General features: G+C 32.8%; 18 protein-coding genes and 1 pseudogene. 10 read left to right on the plus strand and 9 right to left on the minus strand.

Annotated features, from left to right (window positions below):
• Positions 1 to 122: 122 nt before the first annotated feature.
• The 7 genes from ACH2BG_RS07175 to ACH2BG_RS07205 all read left to right on the plus strand — a co-directional run bounded on the left by ACH2BG_RS07175 (position 123) and on the right by ACH2BG_RS07205 (position 5,299).
• Positions 123 to 464 carry a heavy-metal-associated domain-containing protein gene (locus ACH2BG_RS07175; protein ID WP_395047025.1) on the plus strand — a complete coding sequence of 114 codons (342 nt, stop codon included), beginning with the start codon at positions 123 to 125 and terminating at the stop codon, positions 462 to 464.
• 91 nt (positions 465 to 555) lie between these two features.
• On the plus strand, positions 556 to 837 hold the full coding sequence (locus ACH2BG_RS07180) for a hypothetical protein (RefSeq protein WP_395047026.1): 282 nt from the start codon (positions 556 to 558) through the stop codon (positions 835 to 837).
• Between the two features lie 64 nt (positions 838 to 901).
• Positions 902 to 2,500, plus strand: coding sequence for a SulP family inorganic anion transporter (locus tag ACH2BG_RS07185; protein WP_395047027.1), 1,599 nt, complete (start codon positions 902 to 904; stop codon positions 2,498 to 2,500).
• Positions 2,501 to 2,525: 25 nt separating this feature from the next.
• Positions 2,526 to 3,191 carry a DUF2490 domain-containing protein gene (locus tag ACH2BG_RS07190; protein WP_395047028.1) on the plus strand — a complete coding sequence of 222 codons (666 nt, stop codon included), beginning with the start codon at positions 2,526 to 2,528 and terminating at the stop codon, positions 3,189 to 3,191.
• 30 nt (positions 3,192 to 3,221) lie between these two features.
• Positions 3,222 to 3,881 carry a carbonic anhydrase family protein gene (locus ACH2BG_RS07195; RefSeq protein ID WP_395047029.1) on the plus strand — a complete coding sequence of 220 codons (660 nt, stop codon included), beginning with the start codon at positions 3,222 to 3,224 and terminating at the stop codon, positions 3,879 to 3,881.
• A 17-nt stretch (positions 3,882 to 3,898) separates the two neighbouring features.
• Positions 3,899 to 4,534, plus strand: coding sequence for a carbonic anhydrase (locus tag ACH2BG_RS07200; RefSeq protein ID WP_395047030.1), 636 nt, complete (start codon positions 3,899 to 3,901; stop codon positions 4,532 to 4,534).
• Positions 4,535 to 4,618: 84 nt separating this feature from the next.
• The gene (locus ACH2BG_RS07205) at positions 4,619 to 5,299 is read left to right on the plus strand and encodes a DedA family protein (RefSeq protein ID WP_395047031.1); all 681 of its coding nucleotides are present in this window, start codon (positions 4,619 to 4,621) and stop codon (positions 5,297 to 5,299) included.
• Between the two features lie 85 nt (positions 5,300 to 5,384).
• Here the strand turns inward: ACH2BG_RS07205 and groL are convergent, their stop codons facing one another.
• From groL to ACH2BG_RS07235, 6 genes are all read right to left on the minus strand, one after another.
• Complete coding sequence (gene groL, locus ACH2BG_RS07210; protein WP_395047032.1) at positions 5,385 to 7,013, minus strand: chaperonin GroEL; 1,629 nt, start codon at positions 7,011 to 7,013, stop codon at positions 5,385 to 5,387.
• Between the two features lie 68 nt (positions 7,014 to 7,081).
• On the minus strand, positions 7,082 to 7,357 hold the full coding sequence (gene groES, locus ACH2BG_RS07215; protein WP_395047033.1) for a co-chaperone GroES: 276 nt from the start codon (positions 7,355 to 7,357) through the stop codon (positions 7,082 to 7,084).
• 136 nt (positions 7,358 to 7,493) lie between these two features.
• Positions 7,494 to 7,889: a preprotein translocase subunit SecG gene (gene secG, locus ACH2BG_RS07220; protein WP_395047034.1), complete on the minus strand. Its 396-nt coding sequence runs from the start codon at positions 7,887 to 7,889 to the stop codon at positions 7,494 to 7,496.
• Positions 7,890 to 7,892: 3 nt separating this feature from the next.
• A complete protein-coding gene (locus tag ACH2BG_RS07225; protein ID WP_395047035.1) occupies positions 7,893 to 8,747 on the minus strand; it encodes a tetratricopeptide repeat protein in 855 nt (284 codons plus the stop codon).
• A gap of 57 nt (positions 8,748 to 8,804) precedes the next feature.
• Complete coding sequence (locus tag ACH2BG_RS07230) at positions 8,805 to 9,308, minus strand: LptE family protein (RefSeq protein WP_395047036.1); 504 nt, start codon at positions 9,306 to 9,308, stop codon at positions 8,805 to 8,807.
• 98 nt (positions 9,309 to 9,406) lie between these two features.
• Positions 9,407 to 9,790 (minus strand): helix-turn-helix domain-containing protein, encoded by a 384-nt coding sequence (locus ACH2BG_RS07235; protein WP_395047041.1) that lies wholly within the window; start codon positions 9,788 to 9,790, stop codon positions 9,407 to 9,409.
• Here ACH2BG_RS07235 and ACH2BG_RS07240 point away from each other — a divergent pair.
• On the plus strand, positions 9,708 to 9,896 hold the full coding sequence (locus ACH2BG_RS07240; protein ID WP_395047042.1) for a helix-turn-helix domain-containing protein: 189 nt from the start codon (positions 9,708 to 9,710) through the stop codon (positions 9,894 to 9,896). The genes ACH2BG_RS07235 and ACH2BG_RS07240 overlap by 83 nt on opposite strands.
• A 227-nt stretch (positions 9,897 to 10,123) precedes the next feature.
• Here the strand turns inward: ACH2BG_RS07240 and ACH2BG_RS07245 are convergent.
• The 3 genes and pseudogenes from ACH2BG_RS07245 to ACH2BG_RS07255 all read right to left on the minus strand — a co-directional run.
• Positions 10,124 to 10,663: pseudogene (locus ACH2BG_RS07245) on the minus strand (sigma-54 factor interaction domain-containing protein); the annotation flags it as partial.
• A gap of 223 nt (positions 10,664 to 10,886) precedes the next feature.
• The gene (gene miaB / locus ACH2BG_RS07250; protein ID WP_395047037.1) at positions 10,887 to 12,332 is read right to left on the minus strand and encodes a tRNA (N6-isopentenyl adenosine(37)-C2)-methylthiotransferase MiaB; all 1,446 of its coding nucleotides are present in this window, start codon (positions 12,330 to 12,332) and stop codon (positions 10,887 to 10,889) included.
• Between the two features lie 89 nt (positions 12,333 to 12,421).
• The gene (locus ACH2BG_RS07255) at positions 12,422 to 13,120 is read right to left on the minus strand and encodes a hypothetical protein (RefSeq protein ID WP_395047038.1); all 699 of its coding nucleotides are present in this window, start codon (positions 13,118 to 13,120) and stop codon (positions 12,422 to 12,424) included.
• A gap of 314 nt (positions 13,121 to 13,434) precedes the next feature.
• Here ACH2BG_RS07255 and topA point away from each other — a divergent pair, with 314 nt between their 5' ends.
• Positions 13,435 to 15,951, plus strand: coding sequence for a type I DNA topoisomerase (gene topA, locus ACH2BG_RS07260; protein WP_395047039.1), 2,517 nt, complete (start codon positions 13,435 to 13,437; stop codon positions 15,949 to 15,951).
• Positions 15,952 to 15,954: 3 nt separating this feature from the next.
• Positions 15,955 to 17,100: a formimidoylglutamase gene (locus ACH2BG_RS07265; protein WP_395047040.1), complete on the plus strand. Its 1,146-nt coding sequence runs from the start codon at positions 15,955 to 15,957 to the stop codon at positions 17,098 to 17,100.
• The last annotated feature ends 92 nt before the right edge of the window (positions 17,101 to 17,192 follow it).

Here is a 17,192-nt window from a genome sequence, read left to right on the forward strand (position 1 = left end):
AATCCTTTTGGAACAAGTTTTGACAGTAGTATTGTATATGCTCCAATTTTTGGACAAATGTATTATGCAGGTTTGCGATTTAAGATTAAATAGGTTTTAATATCAATTAAAAAAATATAAAAATGAAGAATATAATTATAATACTAATGGTTTCTTTTCTTGGATTTTCTGTGAATGCACAAGAAGCTAAAAAGAACAAAAATGCCAAATATGCGATCGATGTAAATGGCAATTGCGAACAATGTCAGAAACGAATTCAAAAAGCAGCTTTAGGCGTTTTGGGAGTAAAATCGGCAACTTGGAGTATTGAAACGCATCAGTTAAATCTTATTTTGAATGAAGAAAAAACCGGCGTTCTTGATGTTAAGAAAGCCATTGCAAAAGTAGGTCACGATACAGATGCTGTAAAAGCAACGGATAAAGATTACGATAATCTACATAGTTGTTGTAAATACGAACGATAAAAAAAACTCCTTGAAAAAAATCAAGGAGTTTTTTTATAAATAAAATGTTAATGTGTGTTTAAAAAATGATTTGTTTTTTTAAATTCGCCACATGAAATTTTTGGCACAAATACTTTTATTCATTTTTATTTTTGCGCAATCGGCCCCTAGCATTATTTGCCTGATTGATAGCGATAATGATTTTTCTATTAGTATGGTTGAAGACGAAGAAAAATCTAAGGAAGAGAAGGAACTAAAATTAGAATTTATTTTTAATGATGTAAATTACGCTTCCTTTATTGAGGTAAAAGATTTTAATAAAATTTCAGAGAATTACCTTATTAAAGACTACAAAATATATACTTCGCTTGATATACTTCCGCCTAAGGTTTAAAATATTTTATTTTAGCTCAAATAGTATTTGAGTAAATTATTATTTTAAATTTTTTAAAGGTATTATGACAAAAAAAACAAATCTTTTTGCCAACCTTAATTCGGATTTTCCTGCCGGATTAGTGGTTTTTTTGGTGGCATTACCGTTATGCTTGGGTATTGCTTTAGCATCGGGTGCACCATTGTTTTCAGGAATTATTTCGGGAGTAATAGGAGGAATTGTTGTAGGATTTTTGAGTAAATCTCATTTAAGTGTTTCTGGACCTGCAGCAGGATTAACAGCTATCGTATTAGTAGCTATAACCGATTTGGGAGCTTTCGATGTGTTTTTAACTGCAGTTTTTCTTGCAGGATTATTGCAACTAGCACTCGGTTTTCTCAAGGCAGGAACTATTTCTAATTATTTTCCGACTAATGTTATTGAAGGAATGCTTGCCGGAATTGGTGTAATTATTTTCTTAAAACAAATTCCACACGCTGTAGGATATGATAAAGATTATGAAGGGGATTTATCTTTTATGCAATCTGATGGAGAAAATACTTTTTCTGAGATATTATCTGTTTTAGGAAGTATACAGTTAGGTGCAGTTATTATTACGGTAGTTTCGTTGGTAATTTTAATTTCTTGGAACAAAATTAGTTTTCTTAAAAATTTAAAATTGGTTCCAGCTGCGTTAATCGCTGTAATTGTTGGAATTGCGATGAATCAGTTATTTATTTATTCAGGAAGTAGTTTAGCAATTATGGGTGAACATCTAGTTTCGTTACCTGTTCCTACTACTTTTGATGATTTTAAGAACATAATTGTCACGCCAAATTTCTCGGCAATTACAAACAAACAAGTTTGGATTGTAGCTTTTACTATAGCCATTGTTGCTTCTATTGAAACCTTACTTTGCATAGAAGCGGCAGATAGAATGGATATACACAGACGTTATACAGATACTAATGTCGAACTAAAAGCACAAGGTATTGGTAATATTATAAGTTCATTATTAGGAGGCTTACCTATGACATCTGTTGTGGTTAGAACTTCGGCAAATGCAAATGCAGGAGCGCAATCTAAAATGTCATCTATAATTCATGGTTTGTTGTTGTTAGTAAGTGCTTTAGCAATACCTTTTGTATTGAATAAAATTCCATTAGCAACATTAGCAGCAATACTATTACTTGTGGGTTATAAACTGGCAAATCCCAAAATTATCAAACACTTTTTCGAAAAAGGGAAATACCAATTTATTCCATTTATTTGTACTTTTTTAGCAGTTGTTTTTACCGATTTGCTAAAAGGTGTAGCTTTGGGGATTATTATAAGTGTCATTTTTATTTTGAAGGGAAATATGCAAAGAGCCTATGTGTTTAGGAAAGAAACTTTTCATGATGGCGATGTAATACATATTGATTTGGCACAAGAGGTATCTTTTTTAAATAAAGCAGCGATTAAGTCGACTTTAGCTTCTATTCCAGAAAATTCAAAAGTCATAATTAATGCGTCAGACACAGTATATATTGCACACGATGTATTAGATTTGATAAAAGAATTTAAAAAAATAAAATCGAAAGAAGAAAATATAAAAGTTAAATTAGTAGGCTTCAAAAAAGCATACGATTTAGTAAATACCGGTGAAGAAGACAAACATGTTTTTGTAGAACAAAAAGTTTAAAAAGCACAATTCTAAATTCGTAATAATGAAATTAGTATATATAAATATTGTTTTTATATGCTTTTGTAATCTTTCTTTTTCTCAAAAATCGGAAACGGGTAATTGGTTTATGTATTTTGGTAATCAAAAGATTAATCCAAAATGGAATTGGCATAATGAAGTTCAATATAGAAATTACAATTTCATTGGCGATACCAATCAATTGTTATTAAGAACAGGAATTGGATACAATCTAACAGAAGATAATAACAATCTTCTGTTAGGTTATGGATTTATTAATACCCGAAAGTACATACCCAATTCTGAACAAAAAACAGATTCAAACGAGCATAGGATTTACCAGCAGATTATTACTAAACAAAAAATAGGACGACTATCAGTTCATCATAGATATAGAATTGAAGAGCGTTTTATTAAAGCTAATTTTCAAATGCGTTTCCGATATTTGTTAGGAATTAATATTCCTATAAAGACTAAAACATTGGAAAAAAATACAATTTATTTATCTGCATATAATGAGATTTTTATAAACGCAGAGAGTCCAATATTTGACAGAAATCGCTTGTATGGCGCATTAGGTTATTATATCCATAAAAACATTAAAATCGAAGCAGGGTTTATGGCACAAACACTCGAGAATTCTAATCGAAATCAGTTTCAAATAGCCATTTTCAATAATTTGCCTTTTTAAGAAATTTAAAATAAAAAATAATATATAATTATGAAAGCACACAATAGAGAATCACAAGAACAAATGACTCCACAAAGAGCATTGGAGTTTTTAGAAGAGGGAAATGAAAGATTTGTAAACAATCTTAAAGCACATAGAGATTTATTAGAACAAGTAAATGCAACGGTTGATGGTCAGTGGCCATTTGCTACGATATTGAGTTGTATTGATAGTAGAACATCGGCAGAATTAATTTTCGACCAAGGACTTGGTGATGTATTCTCGGTTAGAATTGCAGGAAATATCGTAAATACCGACATTTTAGGAAGTATGGAATTCGCTTGTAAAGTGGCAGGTTCCAAGCTAATTGTAGTACTTGGCCATAGTAAATGTGGTGCTGTAAAAGGTGCTTGCGACCACGTAGAAATGGGGAATTTAACAGAATTATTATCTAAAATACAACCAGCTGTTTATCAAGAAAAAAGTACAAATGAAGACAGAACTTCTAAAAATGCTGCTTTTGTAGAAAATGTAGCCGAAATTAATGTGAAGCGAAGTGTGAAAAGCATTCTCGAGCGTAGCAATATTATTGAACAAATGGTCGAAAAAGGAGAGATTGGAATTATTGGAGCTATGCACAATATAGAAACGGGTAAGGTTACTTTTTATAAAGACACATTATTTATAAAAGATACTCAGAGCTTGGTTTAAAATAAAAAAGAGAATAGATGAGTGAGTTTTATAAAAAAATATTAGATAATAACAAAAAGTGGGTTGAAAATCAATTAAAAATTGATGCTAATTATTTTAAAGATTTATCGGAAGGACAAAGTCCGCCATTATTATGGATAGGTTGTTCTGACAGTCGTGTTCCTGCAAACGAAATTATAGGAGCAAAACCTGGAGAAGTTTTTGTACACAGAAACATTGCAAATATGGTTATTCATAGTGATATGAATATGCTAAGCGTACTAGATTATGCTGTAAATGTGCTAAAAGTAAAACATGTTTTAGTTTGCGGACATTATGGTTGTGGTGGTGTAAAAACTGCTATGGGTAATGCTTCAGTAGGAATTATTGACAATTGGATTCGTCATATAAAAGATGTATACCGTCATCATAAAGTTGAATTAGATGCTATTGTTGACGAGAACGAACGTTTTAATCGTTTTGTTGAAGTAAATGTTATAGAGCAAGTATCGGATTTAGCAAAAACATCGATTGTACAAAACGCATGGAAAAACGGACAGGAATTATATTTACACGGTTGGGTTTATGGGCTAAACTCTGGATTTGTAACCGATTTAGGCGTAAATTATAGTTCTAATGATGATTTAGACGATGTTTATCAGCTTAATATTTAATACAACATTAATATATTTAAATTGGGCGAATCTACTAATTGTGGTACATTCGCTTTTTTAAAATAAAACATTTATATTTACTACATGAATAACTTTGATTGGAAACAACTTTTTAATCCAGAATTTTATATTTTATTAGAATTTAATGGTATTAAGATAGGATTAATTGTAGTATTGTTTATCGTTTTTGCAGAAACAGGATTGTTAGCAGGTTTTTTTCTGCCAGGAGATAGTTTGTTGTTTCTGGCTGGTATTTATAGCGAAGCATTAATGCAACAAATCTCATTAGGAAATGGTTTCCTTAACGTTACAGTTTTAGCATCTTTAGTAGCTATGATGGGAATTACGGGAAATATGTTTGGCTATTGGTTTGGGTCAAAAAGTGGCGCATATTTATATAATCGAAAAGATAATTTTTTGTTCAAAAGAAAATATTTATTAGATGCAAAAGCCTTTTTTGACAAATACGGAAACAAAGCAATCATTTTTGCAAGATTTATACCTATTGTGAGAACATTTACACCAGTTATTGCTGGAATTGTAGGTATGAACAAAAAGAATTTTATGTTTTTTAATATTTTAGGTTCTTTTTTGTGGGCATTTACAATGATTTTTTCGGGACATTATTTGTATCAGTTGTTTTTAGAAAAATTTCATATTGATTTGAAACATTATATCGAATATATTGTGATTGGAATTGTCGCAGTAACCACTTTTCCTGTATTGTTTAAGCTGCTAAAAAAGTCAGTTCATTTAGAAGATTAAGAATTTTTGAATTATAAAAAAAATCCGATTAGAAATTTCTAATCGGATTTTTTTATAATGGATTTTAACTTTTAGCTTAAAAATATTACATCATGCCTGGCATACCGCCACCCATTTGTCCGCCACCGGCGTTTTCTTCTTTTATTTCTACTAAAGCACATTCGGTAGTAAGAATCATACCAGCAACAGAAGCTGCATTTTCTAATGCTACACGAGTTACTTTTTTAGGATCGATAATTCCGGCTTTTAACATATCTACATATTCGTCAGTTTTAGCATTGTAACCAAAATCACCTTTTCCTTCGGCAACTTTTGCAACTACAACTGAACCTTCCAAACCTGCATTTTCTACAATAGTTCTTAACGGAGCCTCTACAGCGCGAGATACAATTTGAATTCCTGTTGCTTCATCTGCATTATCCGCTTTAATGTCTTTTAATACATTTTTAGCTCTTAATAAAGCGACACCACCACCAGCAACAATTCCTTCTTCAACTGCAGCACGAGTTGCGTGTAAAGCATCGTCAACACGGTCTTTTTTCTCTTTCATTTCTACTTCAGAAGCAGCGCCAACATAAAGAACTGCAACTCCACCAGCTAATTTAGCTAAACGTTCCTGCAATTTTTCTTTGTCATATTCAGAAGTCGAAGCTTCCATTTGACCTTTTATTTGATTGACACGATTTTTAATCATATCGGCTTCTCCAGCACCACTTACAATCGTTGTATTATCTTTATCGATAGTTACTCTTTTTGCAGTTCCTAACATTTCGATAGTTGTATTTTCTAAAGTAAATCCTCTTTCTTCAGAAATTACAGTTCCGCCAGTTAAAATAGCGATGTCTTCTAACATGGCTTTTCTTCTGTCTCCAAAACCTGGTGCTTTTACGGCAGCAATTTTTAATGCGCCACGTAATTTATTTACTACCAATGTTGATAATGCTTCACCATCTACATCTTCAGCAATAATCAACAATGGTTTCCCTGATTGTGCAACTGGTTCTAAAACTGGCAATAATTCTTTTAGAGAAGATACTTTTTTGTCATACAAAAGGATGTATGGGCTTTCTAATTCTGCATCCATTTTTTCTGGATTGGTTACAAAATACGGAGAAAGATATCCTCTGTCAAATTGCATTCCTTCTACAACATCTACGTAAGTATCTGTTCCTTTAGCTTCTTCAACAGTTATAACTCCTTCTTTTCCAACTTTTGCGAAAGCATTAGCGATTAACTCACCAATTACTTCGTCATTATTAGCAGAAATAGAAGCGATTTGTTTTATTTTTTCTGAATCACTTCCAACAACTTTAGCTTGTTTGGTCAAATCGGCAACAATAGCTTCAACTGCTTTGTCTATACCGCGTTTCAAATCCATTGGATTGGCTCCAGCAGCTACGTTTTTCAAACCTTCTTTTACAATAGCTTGTGCCAAAACAGTTGCAGTTGTAGTTCCATCACCTGCCAAATCATTGGTTTTTGATGCTACTTCTTTTACCATTTGAGCCCCCATATTTTCCAACGGGTCTTTCAATTCTATTTCTTTTGCAACAGTAACTCCGTCTTTAGTCACGGTTGGTCCTCCGAAAGCTTTTCCAATAATTACATTACGACCTTTTGGCCCAAGGGTTACTTTTACTGCGTTTGCTAATGCATCTACACCACGTTTTAATCCGTCACGTGCCTCAATATCAAATTTTATATCTTTTGCCATTTTAATGTTTATTTATTTCATCCGTTCGCTATCGCTCGGGTGTTGATTTGGTTAATCGTTTATTTGGTTTAGATGATCGCTAAAATGTCTTCTTCGCGCATGATCAAATAATCTTTTCCTTCTAGTTTCAATTCAGTTCCAGCATATTTTCCGTAAAGTACAGAATCCCCCACTTTTACAGTAATTGGCTCGTCTTTTTTTCCGTTTCCTACGGCAACTACAGTTCCTTTTTGTGGTTTTTCTTTGGCAGTGTCTGGAATAAAAATTCCTGAAGCTGTTTTTGTTTCAGCAGCTACTGGCTCTATAAGAACTCTGTCTGAAAGTGGTTTGATATTTAATGCCATAATGCTATATGTTTGTTTTATTTTATTGATATTATTGTCTTTTCAGAAATTATGCCAAGCCATTAAAACTGACATTTTTTCTTATAAAAAATGCCAGCATTGACAGGCTGGCATTTTAATTTTTATTTCGTGTGAACTATTTTTTAGCTTCTTCTGTTGCTGGTTTTACAGCTTCAGTAGTAGCTGGTGTTTCTGCTGATTTTGTTTCAGTAGTAGCTGCCGGAGTTGCTTGTGGTGCGCTAGGAATTGCTGGTGCTGTAATTGCACTATCATCAATAACTTTAGAACCAGTGTCTGCATTTCCTCCGTTAAAACTTAAACTTGACATTAAAATCAATACGATTAATGCACCTGCAAGATACCAAGTACTTTTGTCTAAAAAGTCTGTTGTTTTTTGTACACCACCCATTTGAGTTGAACCTCCTAATGAAGAAGATAATCCACCACCTTTAGGGTTTTGAACCATGATTACTACGATAAGTAAGAAACAAACTATTGTTATTAAGACTAAAAAAATTGTAAATGTGCTCATTGTTTAACTATTATTATTTTGTTGTAACGTTTTTATATCCGAAATTCGGTCTGCAAAGAAAGTAATTTTTTCTGGATATTTCAAAATTAATATCTCATAAGCTTGAATTGCTTTGCTATATTTTTTTTGTTCTAAATAAACCTTGGCTAATGTTTCGGTCATTAGATATGAATTGTCTTCTGTTTTTATAGCAACTACAGGTGTTGAAGTATCTTTTTTAACTGGCGAAATTTTAGGATTGGCTTCTATAAATTTGTCGATAATATCTAATTTTGAAGATAAATTATTTTCTGCAACAGGATTTTCTTCTCTAAGTATTGGTTTTACTTTGGCCAATTGTAACCATTCTTGAAACGAATGTGTTTCGGAATTATTAAATGTTAGTGGTTTTCCTATTTCTAATTTTTCTTCAATAGCTGAAACTTCTTCAATGGGTTCGGGTGTTATTTCGTCTTTAATATCTTGATTTGCTTCTGTTATTGATGAGATAATCGATTTTTCGAGGCTGTTAATTTCTGGTTTTATTTCAGCTTCAACAATTTCTATAATTGTGCTGTCTATAACTTTTATATCAAGGATTTGAGCTTCTTTTTCTTCAAAAAAACCTTTTTGAATGCCTACAAAATTTTCAGAAGTAATTAAATCAAATAAAATAGTTCTGTCGGTTGTAAAAGCTGCTGTATTTTTTAATTCTGAATTATACTTGAAACTATCTTGTTTGTATAAACCTTTTAGATGCAAACTTCTAGCGCTTTGAAAATAAGGGAAATCATGCAGGATTTTTTCCAAAGCAATGATTTGCCTGTCATTGACGGCATCGGGTTTGTTAATTAAATAAGTATATTCTGTTACGTTCATTTAGTTTAATCGGTTATTTGTTTATTTAGTTAACCAAATAAACAAATAACCATTATATTACCATTTTGCTAATGTAGCGTTAAACATATCTTGCGATATGCGTTCGAAAATTAAGTCTAGAGATTTTTTTAGTTGCGCTCCTGTAGGTAAATTATTTCCTGGAAAATCATCATAAAAAAAGAAACGTTTTTCGAAATCTTCTTCTGGTTTATTTTTATTTGAAAATCTTAAATTTATAGTTATTGATAATCTACTTTGGGCTGCGGTTAAATCGGCCGTGGCAGTCATTGGACTAATTCTGTAATCTACAATTTCGCCTTCGTAAACTAAATCACCATCGGTTGAGATTAAATTTAAGTTGGTCTGATTTTGAATTAAATCCTGCAAACGACGTGTAAAATCCCGATCTATTCCCGGTTCTACTAATTCTGAAACGTTTTGAAAATAACCTACTTGAAAAGTTTTTGCATCAATTTTTCCTGTTCCAGTAAAGTTGTAAACAGAACAACCTTGAAGTAAAAAAAAGGATGAAATTAAAATTATGTATTTTATTTTATTCATTTTATTTAAAAATTGCTTCGCCAGTTCGTACCGATAGCTATCGGTACTCGAGCCAAAGATATTCAAATAATTGTCAATTGTCAATTATTCATTATCAATTAAAGGTCAAATTGTTTTATTTTCCTGTACAAAGTTCTTTCGGAAATTCCTAATTCGTCTGCAGCCGCTTTTCGTTTTCCTTTGTTTTTTTCTAACGATTTTTTAATCATTTCAATTTCACGTTGCTCCAATTTCAAGACTTCTTCCTCTTCAATTGTTTCGGCAAATAAATAATTATCTTCACTTTCTTCAAATTCATTTTCTTCATCATGATTATTGAAGGTTGTGTTTCTTGGTTCTTCTTCAAACGAAATTTCGCTGTCAGCTTCCTTAGAACCGTATATTTTCTGAATTAGATTGGTGTTGATTTCTTGCACTTTTGCCGAACCATTTTTCATCAATTCCAACGTTAGTTTCTTCAAATCGTGCAAATCACTTTTCATATCAAAAAGGACTTTGTACAAAATATCTCTTTCGGTCGAAAAGTCGCTTTCTGATTTTTTACTTTTAATTACCGATGGCAAATTGCTTCCTTCTTGTGGTAAATAAGATAGTAGAGTGGCTCCTGTAATATCACGATTGGTCTCTAAAACCGAGATTTGTTCAGCCATATTTCGCAATTGACGAATGTTTCCTGACCAACGAAATTTTTGTAAAACCGAAACTGCATTGTCATCTAATTTCAAAGGAGGCATTTTGTATTTGTGTGCAAAATCGGCAGCAAATTTCCTGAAAAGTAAATGAATATCATCTTTTCGGTCACGTAAAGAAGGCAATAGAATATCGACAGTGCTTAACCTGTAATATAAATCTTCACGAAATTTTCCTTTTTCGATGGCATCAAATAAATTGACATTTGTTGCGGCGACAATACGAACATTGGTTTTTTGTACTTGCGATGAGCCTACTTTTATAAATTCGCCATTTTCTAAAACACGAAGTAAACGAACTTGTGTTGTGAGCGGTAATTCGCCCACTTCGTCAAGAAATATTGTTCCGCCATCAGCTACTTCAAAATAGCCTTCACGAGTTCCTGTTGCGCCTGTAAAAGCTCCTTTTTCGTGTCCGAAAAGCTCACTGTCTATGGTTCCTTCTGGAATTGCACCACAGTTTACAGCAATATATTTGCCGTGTTTTCTGTGAGAAAGTGAATGTATTATTTTAGGAATACTTTCTTTACCAACGCCACTTTCTCCAGCTACTAATACCGAAATATCAGTAGGAGCCACTTGTATCGCTTTTTCGATTGCACGATTCAGCTTTGGGTCATTTCCAATAATTTCGAATCTTTGTTTTATTGATTGTACTGATTCCATAGTTATTTTGTTTTGTCAAGAATTACACAAGTATAAATTGCGGAAATTATTCATTTAGTGTCAATCTATTTTAGATTGGTCGTTTCCTCAGTTTTGTGTTTTGGAAAGTAAGTTCTAATGGTATAAAAAGTAATTGCAAATCCTACTACAAATGCAATTATTGCCATAATTATGTTTTTTTTCGACATTTTTTTAAACTTTTTTTAATCTGTGGCTAACTTTTTTAATTCATCTCACTCAAACCAACCGCAATTCCTTTCAAAGTACCGCTTGTGCAACTTTCAATTTTCACATTTACAAAATCACCAATCTTATAATACTCTTTTGGAAAAACCACGGTAATGCTTTGCGAATTTCTTCCAGAAAATTCTTCTGTCGATTTTTTTGATACTTTTTCTACTAAAACTTCTACTGTTTGCCCTATGAATTCTTCGCTTCGCAACCAAGCGTGTTTTTGTTGTAAATCGACAATTTCTTGTAATCTTCTGGCTTTTATTTCTTCAGTTACATCATCTTCCATTTTTCTTCCTGCCAATGTTCCTGGACGTTCCGAATAACTATACATATAGCCAAAATTATATTTCACATAATTCATCAAACTCATAGTATCTTGGTGGTCTTCTTCGGTTTCGGTAGGAAAACCAGCAATCATATCTTGCGAAATAGATGCGTTTGGAATAATGGCTCTTATTTTATCAATCAAAACCATATATTCTTCACGGGTATGCAAACGATTCATTTCTTTCAAAATTCGATTGCTTCCCGATTGAACAGGTAAGTGAATGTGTTTGCAAATATTAGGATGTTTCGCAATAACGTGTAAAACACTTTCGTGCATATCTTGTGGATTTGAAGTCGAAAAACGAATTCTCATCTTCGGAAAACTAACAGCAACCATTTCTAGCAATTGGTCAAAATCGACAGCAGTTGCTTTTTGCATTTCGGTAGCATTGGTGAAATCTTTTTTCAATCCGCCACCATACCAAAGATAACTGTCTACATTTTGACCTAAAAGTGTAATTTCTTTAAAACCTTTATCCCACAAATCCTGAATTTCTGCCATGATACTTTGCGGTTCACGGCTACGTTCACGTCCACGAGTAAAAGGAACTACGCAAAACGTACACATATTATCGCAACCACGAGTAATAGAAACTAACGCTGTGATTCCGTTACTCATCAATCGAACTGGAGAAATATCTCCGTAGGTTTCATCTTTGCTCAAAATTACGTTTATTGCATCACGACCTTCTTCAACTTCGTTCAATAAATTTGGTAAATCTTTATAAGCATCAGGACCCACAACTAAGTCGACAATTTTTTCTTCTTCCAGAAATTTGTCTTTCAAACGTTCGGCCATACAGCCTAAAACTCCTACTTTCATTTTTGGATTAATACGTTTTACGGCATTGTATTTCTCCAAACGCTTGCGAATAGTTTGCTCTGCTTTGTCTCGAATAGAACAAGTATTTACTAAAACCAAATCGGCTTCTTCTAAAATATTTGTAGTATTATAGCCGTTTCCGGAGAGGATAGAAGCTACAATTTCCGAGTCCGAAAAATTCATTGCACAACCATAACTCTCTATAAAAAGTTTCTTGGTATTCTCGGGTTTATTTTCTAAAACAAGACTTTCACCTTGTTTGCTTTCTTCGATAATCTTTTCCATAAGTCAAATTCTTTGGCAAAGATAGTGCAAAAGAAAAAATCTGACAAGATGGCAGTTTTATTTAACAAAAATTTATTTGAAACAATCTGCTAATCATTCTTGCTCATTCCATGCTCAAATCTAGCATTGCAATCTTCAATACTACCCACAAATTTCCATTCTTTCGAAACCCCAAAAACAAAAATTCCTTTTCCTTTCGCCATTCGGTCTAATTTCCAAAGTGCTTTTGGAGATAACTTCTCATATAAAGGCTCTAATATTACACATTGTTCTTTCATTCCGTAATCCTTATCCCAATCTTTTGCTGCTGTTCGTTTGAGTATTGTATCAGAAAAATAAAGACCTTTTAATTGCGAGAAAGCAAAAGCAAATACTTTTTGAGAACCTTCATTGGCAAAAGTCACCACTTCTTTGTTTCTCACCACAAAAATGCGGATAAAATCACAATCTAATTTTGAAAGCTGATCAGCCACCATTCCAGCGGTTTTAATCCATTTTATGTCATGTCCTTGTTTTTCTCTTTCCAAATCAAACCATATATAAAAGTCCCGTATCTGACTGATAGTTTTGTATTTAAAATTCCCATTTTCTGCCGAGAGGTTAAATATATTGGCTTGATTCCAAACCGGATTGTGTTGTTTTCTGTCCTTTTTTAACCAGCAACCTTCCGCAAGCGATGATTGGTTCGTTGCTTTCTGGTAAGATTTTAAATTCTTCCATTCCTGAGAAATCACAAGGTTTATGCTTAGCAAGTATAAAAGGATGAGGAATAAAATTCGTGTTTTCAATAGTAATGTGTTTGGTTGAAGTATTATTTTAACAAAAATAAATTCAATAAACTAAAGTAAGCAAATAACCCAACAATCCTTAAAATTAGTAGGTTAAATAATATTCGAAAATAAATCTAACCTTAATAATTAGTAAAAATTAGTGTCATTCGTAATGTGCTAATCATCTAATTTTCCAATCATTTAATCAATGAGAATCAGTGTCATTCGGAACACGCAAAACCCGCAATTAAATCACAATATTTATTTTTAAAAGCACCAAAACCGTAATATTTAAAAAATTCCCATACTTTTGCCGGAGAAATAAAAACATAATGGCAAAGAATTTAGTAATAGTCGAATCACCTGCAAAGGCAAAAACAATCGAAAAATTTCTTGGAGCAGATTTTCAAGTAGAATCAAGTTATGGCCATATTGCCGACTTGCCTTCTAAAGAAATTGGTGTCGATGTGTTAAACGGTTTCAAACCCAAATACGAAGTTTCGCCCGACAAAAAAGCGTTGGTTTCTAAACTAAAAACTTTAGCCAAAAATGCCGATATGGTTTGGTTGGCTTCCGATGAGGATCGCGAGGGAGAAGCTATTTCTTGGCATCTTGCCGAAGAATTAAAGCTAGATCCTAAAAAAACGAAGCGTATTGTTTTTCACGAAATCACAAAAACTGCTATTCTAAAAGCAATAGACAATCCACGTGAAATAGATTATAATTTAGTTAATGCACAGCAAGCACGTCGTGTTTTAGATAGATTAGTAGGTTACGAATTATCTCCAGTATTGTGGAGAAAAATAAAAGGAGGATTGTCGGCTGGTCGTGTACAATCGGTTTCGGTTCGGCTAATTGTAGAAAGAGAAAGAGAAATCATCAATTTTAAACCTGTTGCGACTTATTCTGTTCAGGCTGAATTTACTAACGAAGCTGGAAAATCATTCAAAGCAAAACTACCTAAGAATTTTAATACTAAAAAAGAAGCCGAAGATTTTTTAAATAAAAATATCGGTTCTATATATAAGGTAGGAGATTTAGAAACAAAACCTACCAAAAAAACACCAGCAGGACCATTTACTACGTCGACTTTGCAACAAGAAGCGGCTCGTAAATTGTATTTACCAGTAGGAATTACCATGCAATTAGCGCAACGTTTGTACGAAGCTGGACTTATTACTTATATGAGAACAGATAGTGTGAATTTATCTAAAGATGCGATGGAAGCTGCACAAGCTGAAATTATTAAATCTTACGGAAAAGAATATGCTAAACCTCGAACTTTTGTCAATAAAAGCAAAGGCGCACAGGAAGCACACGAGGCGATTCGTCCGACCGATATGTCGCAACACACTGTGAATATCGACCGTGATCAAGCACGTTTGTATGATTTAATTTGGAAAAGAACATTAGCTTCTCAAATGAGTGATGCTGAGTTGGAACGTACCAATGTTAAAATCGAAGCTAATAATCATTCGGAAATTTTTACTGCTTCTGGAGAAGTAATTAAATTTGAAGGATTTCTAAAAGTATATTTAGAAGGGCATGATGATGACGAAGAAGAACAGGAAGGTATGTTGCCTTCGATGAAAGTAAATGAAAAACTAGCAAATAATTATATCACCGCAACCGAAAGATATTCTCGAGCTGCAGCAAGATATACCGAAGCTTCTTTGGTGAAAAAATTAGAAGAGTTGGGTATTGGTCGTCCTTCTACTTATGCGCCAACAATTTCTACGATTATTAATAGAAATTATGTTGAAAAAGGAAATCTAGAAGGTCAAGAAAGAAATTATACGCAATTAATGCTTCAGTCTGGTAAAGTAGGAGAGAAGTTGCTTAAAGAAAATACAGGATCTGATAAAGGAAAATTGGTTCCAACAGACATTGGTACAATTGTGACCGATTTCTTAGTGAAGAATTTTGATAATATTTTAGATTATAATTTCACTGCAAAAGTAGAACAAGATTTTGATGAAATTGCCGAAGGAAATATCGAATGGGCAAAAATGATGCAAGATTTTTACGATAAATTTCACCCTACAGTAAAAGATGTCGAAGCCAATGCTGATAGAGAATCAGGCGAAAGAATTCTAGGAATAGATCCAAAATCTGGAAAACCGGTTTCTGTTCGTTTGGGTAAATTTGGACCAATGGCTCAAATTGGTGCTGCCGATGATGAAGAAAAAACATTCGCCAGTTTATTGAAAGAACAAAATATTGGAAATATTACTTTAGAAGAAGTATTGAATTTATTTTTACTTCCAAAAAATTTGGGTACTTATAAAGGTGAAGAAGTTGAGGTTTCAAACGGACGTTATGGTCCTTTTATTCGCTTCGGAACTACGTTTGTTTCTTTGCCAAAAGGCGAAGAACCTTTGAATGTGGATTTGAATAGAGCCCAGGAATTAATCGACGAAAAATTATTGGCCGATGCACCAATTGCAGTTTATAAAGGTGAAGGCGTACAAAAGGGAACAGGTCGTTTTGGACCTTTCTTGAAATGGAATGGTATTTTTATAAACGTAAGCACAAAATATAATTTCAATAATTTATCACAACAAGATATTGAAACGATTATTGAAGATAAAATTCAAAAAAACATCGATAAGGTAATCCATAATTGGGAAGCTGAAGGAATTTTGGTTCAAAAAGCCCGTTGGGGAAGATCTGAAATTACAAAAGGTAAAATTAAAATAGAATTAAGCAAAGACGTTGACGCAACAAAACTGACATTGGTCGAAGTGCAAGAAATGATTGCTAAGAAAACACCTGTAAAAAAAGCGCCAGCCAAAAAAGCAGCAGCTAAGAAACCTGCCGCAAAGAAAGCAGTTGCTAAAAAGAAATAAAATATGGCATTCGATTTTTTACAACCATTAGACGAAAATTTTTTAACATTTATTCAAGGATTGTCACCGCAAACTTTGGGCAAAAAGGTTGTGTTCCATACTGATGCTGAATTTCCAAACATCGAAAATGCATCTATTGCAGTCATTGGTGTTTTAGAAAATAGAGGATTGGGCGATTCGAACGAAATTGTCGATTTATCAAACATAAGAAAAGAGTTTTATAGCTTGTTTCCAGGGAATTGGCAAACACAGATTGTCGATTTAGGAAATATCTTGGCAGGAGAATCGTTAGAAGACACTTATTATGTTCTAAAAACTGCTATTTCTCATCTCATCAAAAATAAAGTTGTTCCTATAATTATAGGTGGTTCGCAAGATTTAACCTACGCTATGTATCGTGCTTATGACCAGTTAGAGCAAATGGTTAATGTGGTCTCGATAGACAGTACATTCGATTTTGCACGAGAAAACGGCTTAGAATCGGAATCGTATTTAACAAAAATGATTGTCGATGAACCAAATAATCTGTTTAACTATAGTAATATAGGTTTTCAGACTTATTTTAATGCGCAAGAAGAAATAGATTTAATCGAAAAATTATACTTCGATGCCTATCGTTTGGGAGAAGTTTGTAACAATCCGTCAATTGCTGAACCTGTTTTTCGTGATGCGGATTTAGTAAGTATCGATTTGTTATCAGTAAAATCTTCAGATTCAGGAAATTTCGCTACATTTGTTCCTAACGGTTTTTCAGGCAAAGAAATTTGTTCTTTGTCAAGATATGCCGGAATTAGTGATAAAGTCAGTTCTTTTGGCGTTTTTAATCACAAAAGTGCCAAACAAGAATCGACTTTAATAGCACAAATAATATGGTATTTTGTAGAAGGATTTCATTTTAGATCGAACGAATATCCTTTTGGAATCAAAGAGAATTATATCAAATATATTGTTACTTTGGAAGACGAACTTGTTTTTTACAAAAGTAATATTACAGAAAGATGGTGGATTGAGATACCTTTTATATCAATGCAAAACAATAAATTAAAGAAATCTACGTTATTGCCTTGCGTATACGAAGATTATTTAGCTGCATGCGCAGGCGAAGTACCAGAAAGATGGTGGAAAGCTCAAAGAAAAAATATAATTTAATTTCTAACAACATAAAATATAGCGAAAAGCAACTATTTTCAATTTTTTTAAGGTTTTTTTAATAAAAAAATTGTTTTTTTGAAAATAAATAA

Source organism: Flavobacterium sp. (assembly GCF_043779715.1).
Taxonomy (GTDB): domain Bacteria; phylum Bacteroidota; class Bacteroidia; order Flavobacteriales; family Flavobacteriaceae; genus Flavobacterium.

Excerpts from the sequence above, each read along its gene's own strand:
- ACH2BG_RS07175 (WP_395047025.1), top strand. The coding sequence starts at position 123 with ATGAAGAATATAATTATAATACTAATGGTTTCTTTTCTTGGATTTTCT.
- ACH2BG_RS07180 (WP_395047026.1), top strand. The coding sequence starts at position 556 with ATGAAATTTTTGGCACAAATACTTTTATTCATTTTTATTTTTGCGCAA.
- ACH2BG_RS07185 (WP_395047027.1), top strand. The coding sequence starts at position 902 with ATGACAAAAAAAACAAATCTTTTTGCCAACCTTAATTCGGATTTTCCT.
- ACH2BG_RS07190 (WP_395047028.1), top strand. The coding sequence starts at position 2,526 with ATGAAATTAGTATATATAAATATTGTTTTTATATGCTTTTGTAATCTT.
- ACH2BG_RS07195 (WP_395047029.1), top strand. The coding sequence starts at position 3,222 with ATGAAAGCACACAATAGAGAATCACAAGAACAAATGACTCCACAAAGA.
- ACH2BG_RS07200 (WP_395047030.1), top strand. The coding sequence starts at position 3,899 with ATGAGTGAGTTTTATAAAAAAATATTAGATAATAACAAAAAGTGGGTT.
- ACH2BG_RS07205 (WP_395047031.1), top strand. The coding sequence starts at position 4,619 with ATGAATAACTTTGATTGGAAACAACTTTTTAATCCAGAATTTTATATT.
- groL (WP_395047032.1), bottom strand. The coding sequence starts at position 7,013 with ATGGCAAAAGATATAAAATTTGATATTGAGGCACGTGACGGATTAAAA.
- groES (WP_395047033.1), bottom strand. The coding sequence starts at position 7,357 with ATGGCATTAAATATCAAACCACTTTCAGACAGAGTTCTTATAGAGCCA.
- secG (WP_395047034.1), bottom strand. The coding sequence starts at position 7,889 with ATGAGCACATTTACAATTTTTTTAGTCTTAATAACAATAGTTTGTTTC.
- ACH2BG_RS07225 (WP_395047035.1), bottom strand. The coding sequence starts at position 8,747 with ATGAACGTAACAGAATATACTTATTTAATTAACAAACCCGATGCCGTC.
- ACH2BG_RS07230 (WP_395047036.1), bottom strand. The coding sequence starts at position 9,308 with ATGAATAAAATAAAATACATAATTTTAATTTCATCCTTTTTTTTACTT.
- ACH2BG_RS07235 (WP_395047041.1), bottom strand. The coding sequence starts at position 9,790 with ATGAAAAGTGATTTGCACGATTTGAAGAAACTAACGTTGGAATTGATG.
- miaB (WP_395047037.1), bottom strand. The coding sequence starts at position 12,332 with ATGGAAAAGATTATCGAAGAAAGCAAACAAGGTGAAAGTCTTGTTTTA.
- topA (WP_395047039.1), top strand. The coding sequence starts at position 13,435 with ATGGCAAAGAATTTAGTAATAGTCGAATCACCTGCAAAGGCAAAAACA.
- ACH2BG_RS07265 (WP_395047040.1), top strand. The coding sequence starts at position 15,955 with ATGGCATTCGATTTTTTACAACCATTAGACGAAAATTTTTTAACATTT.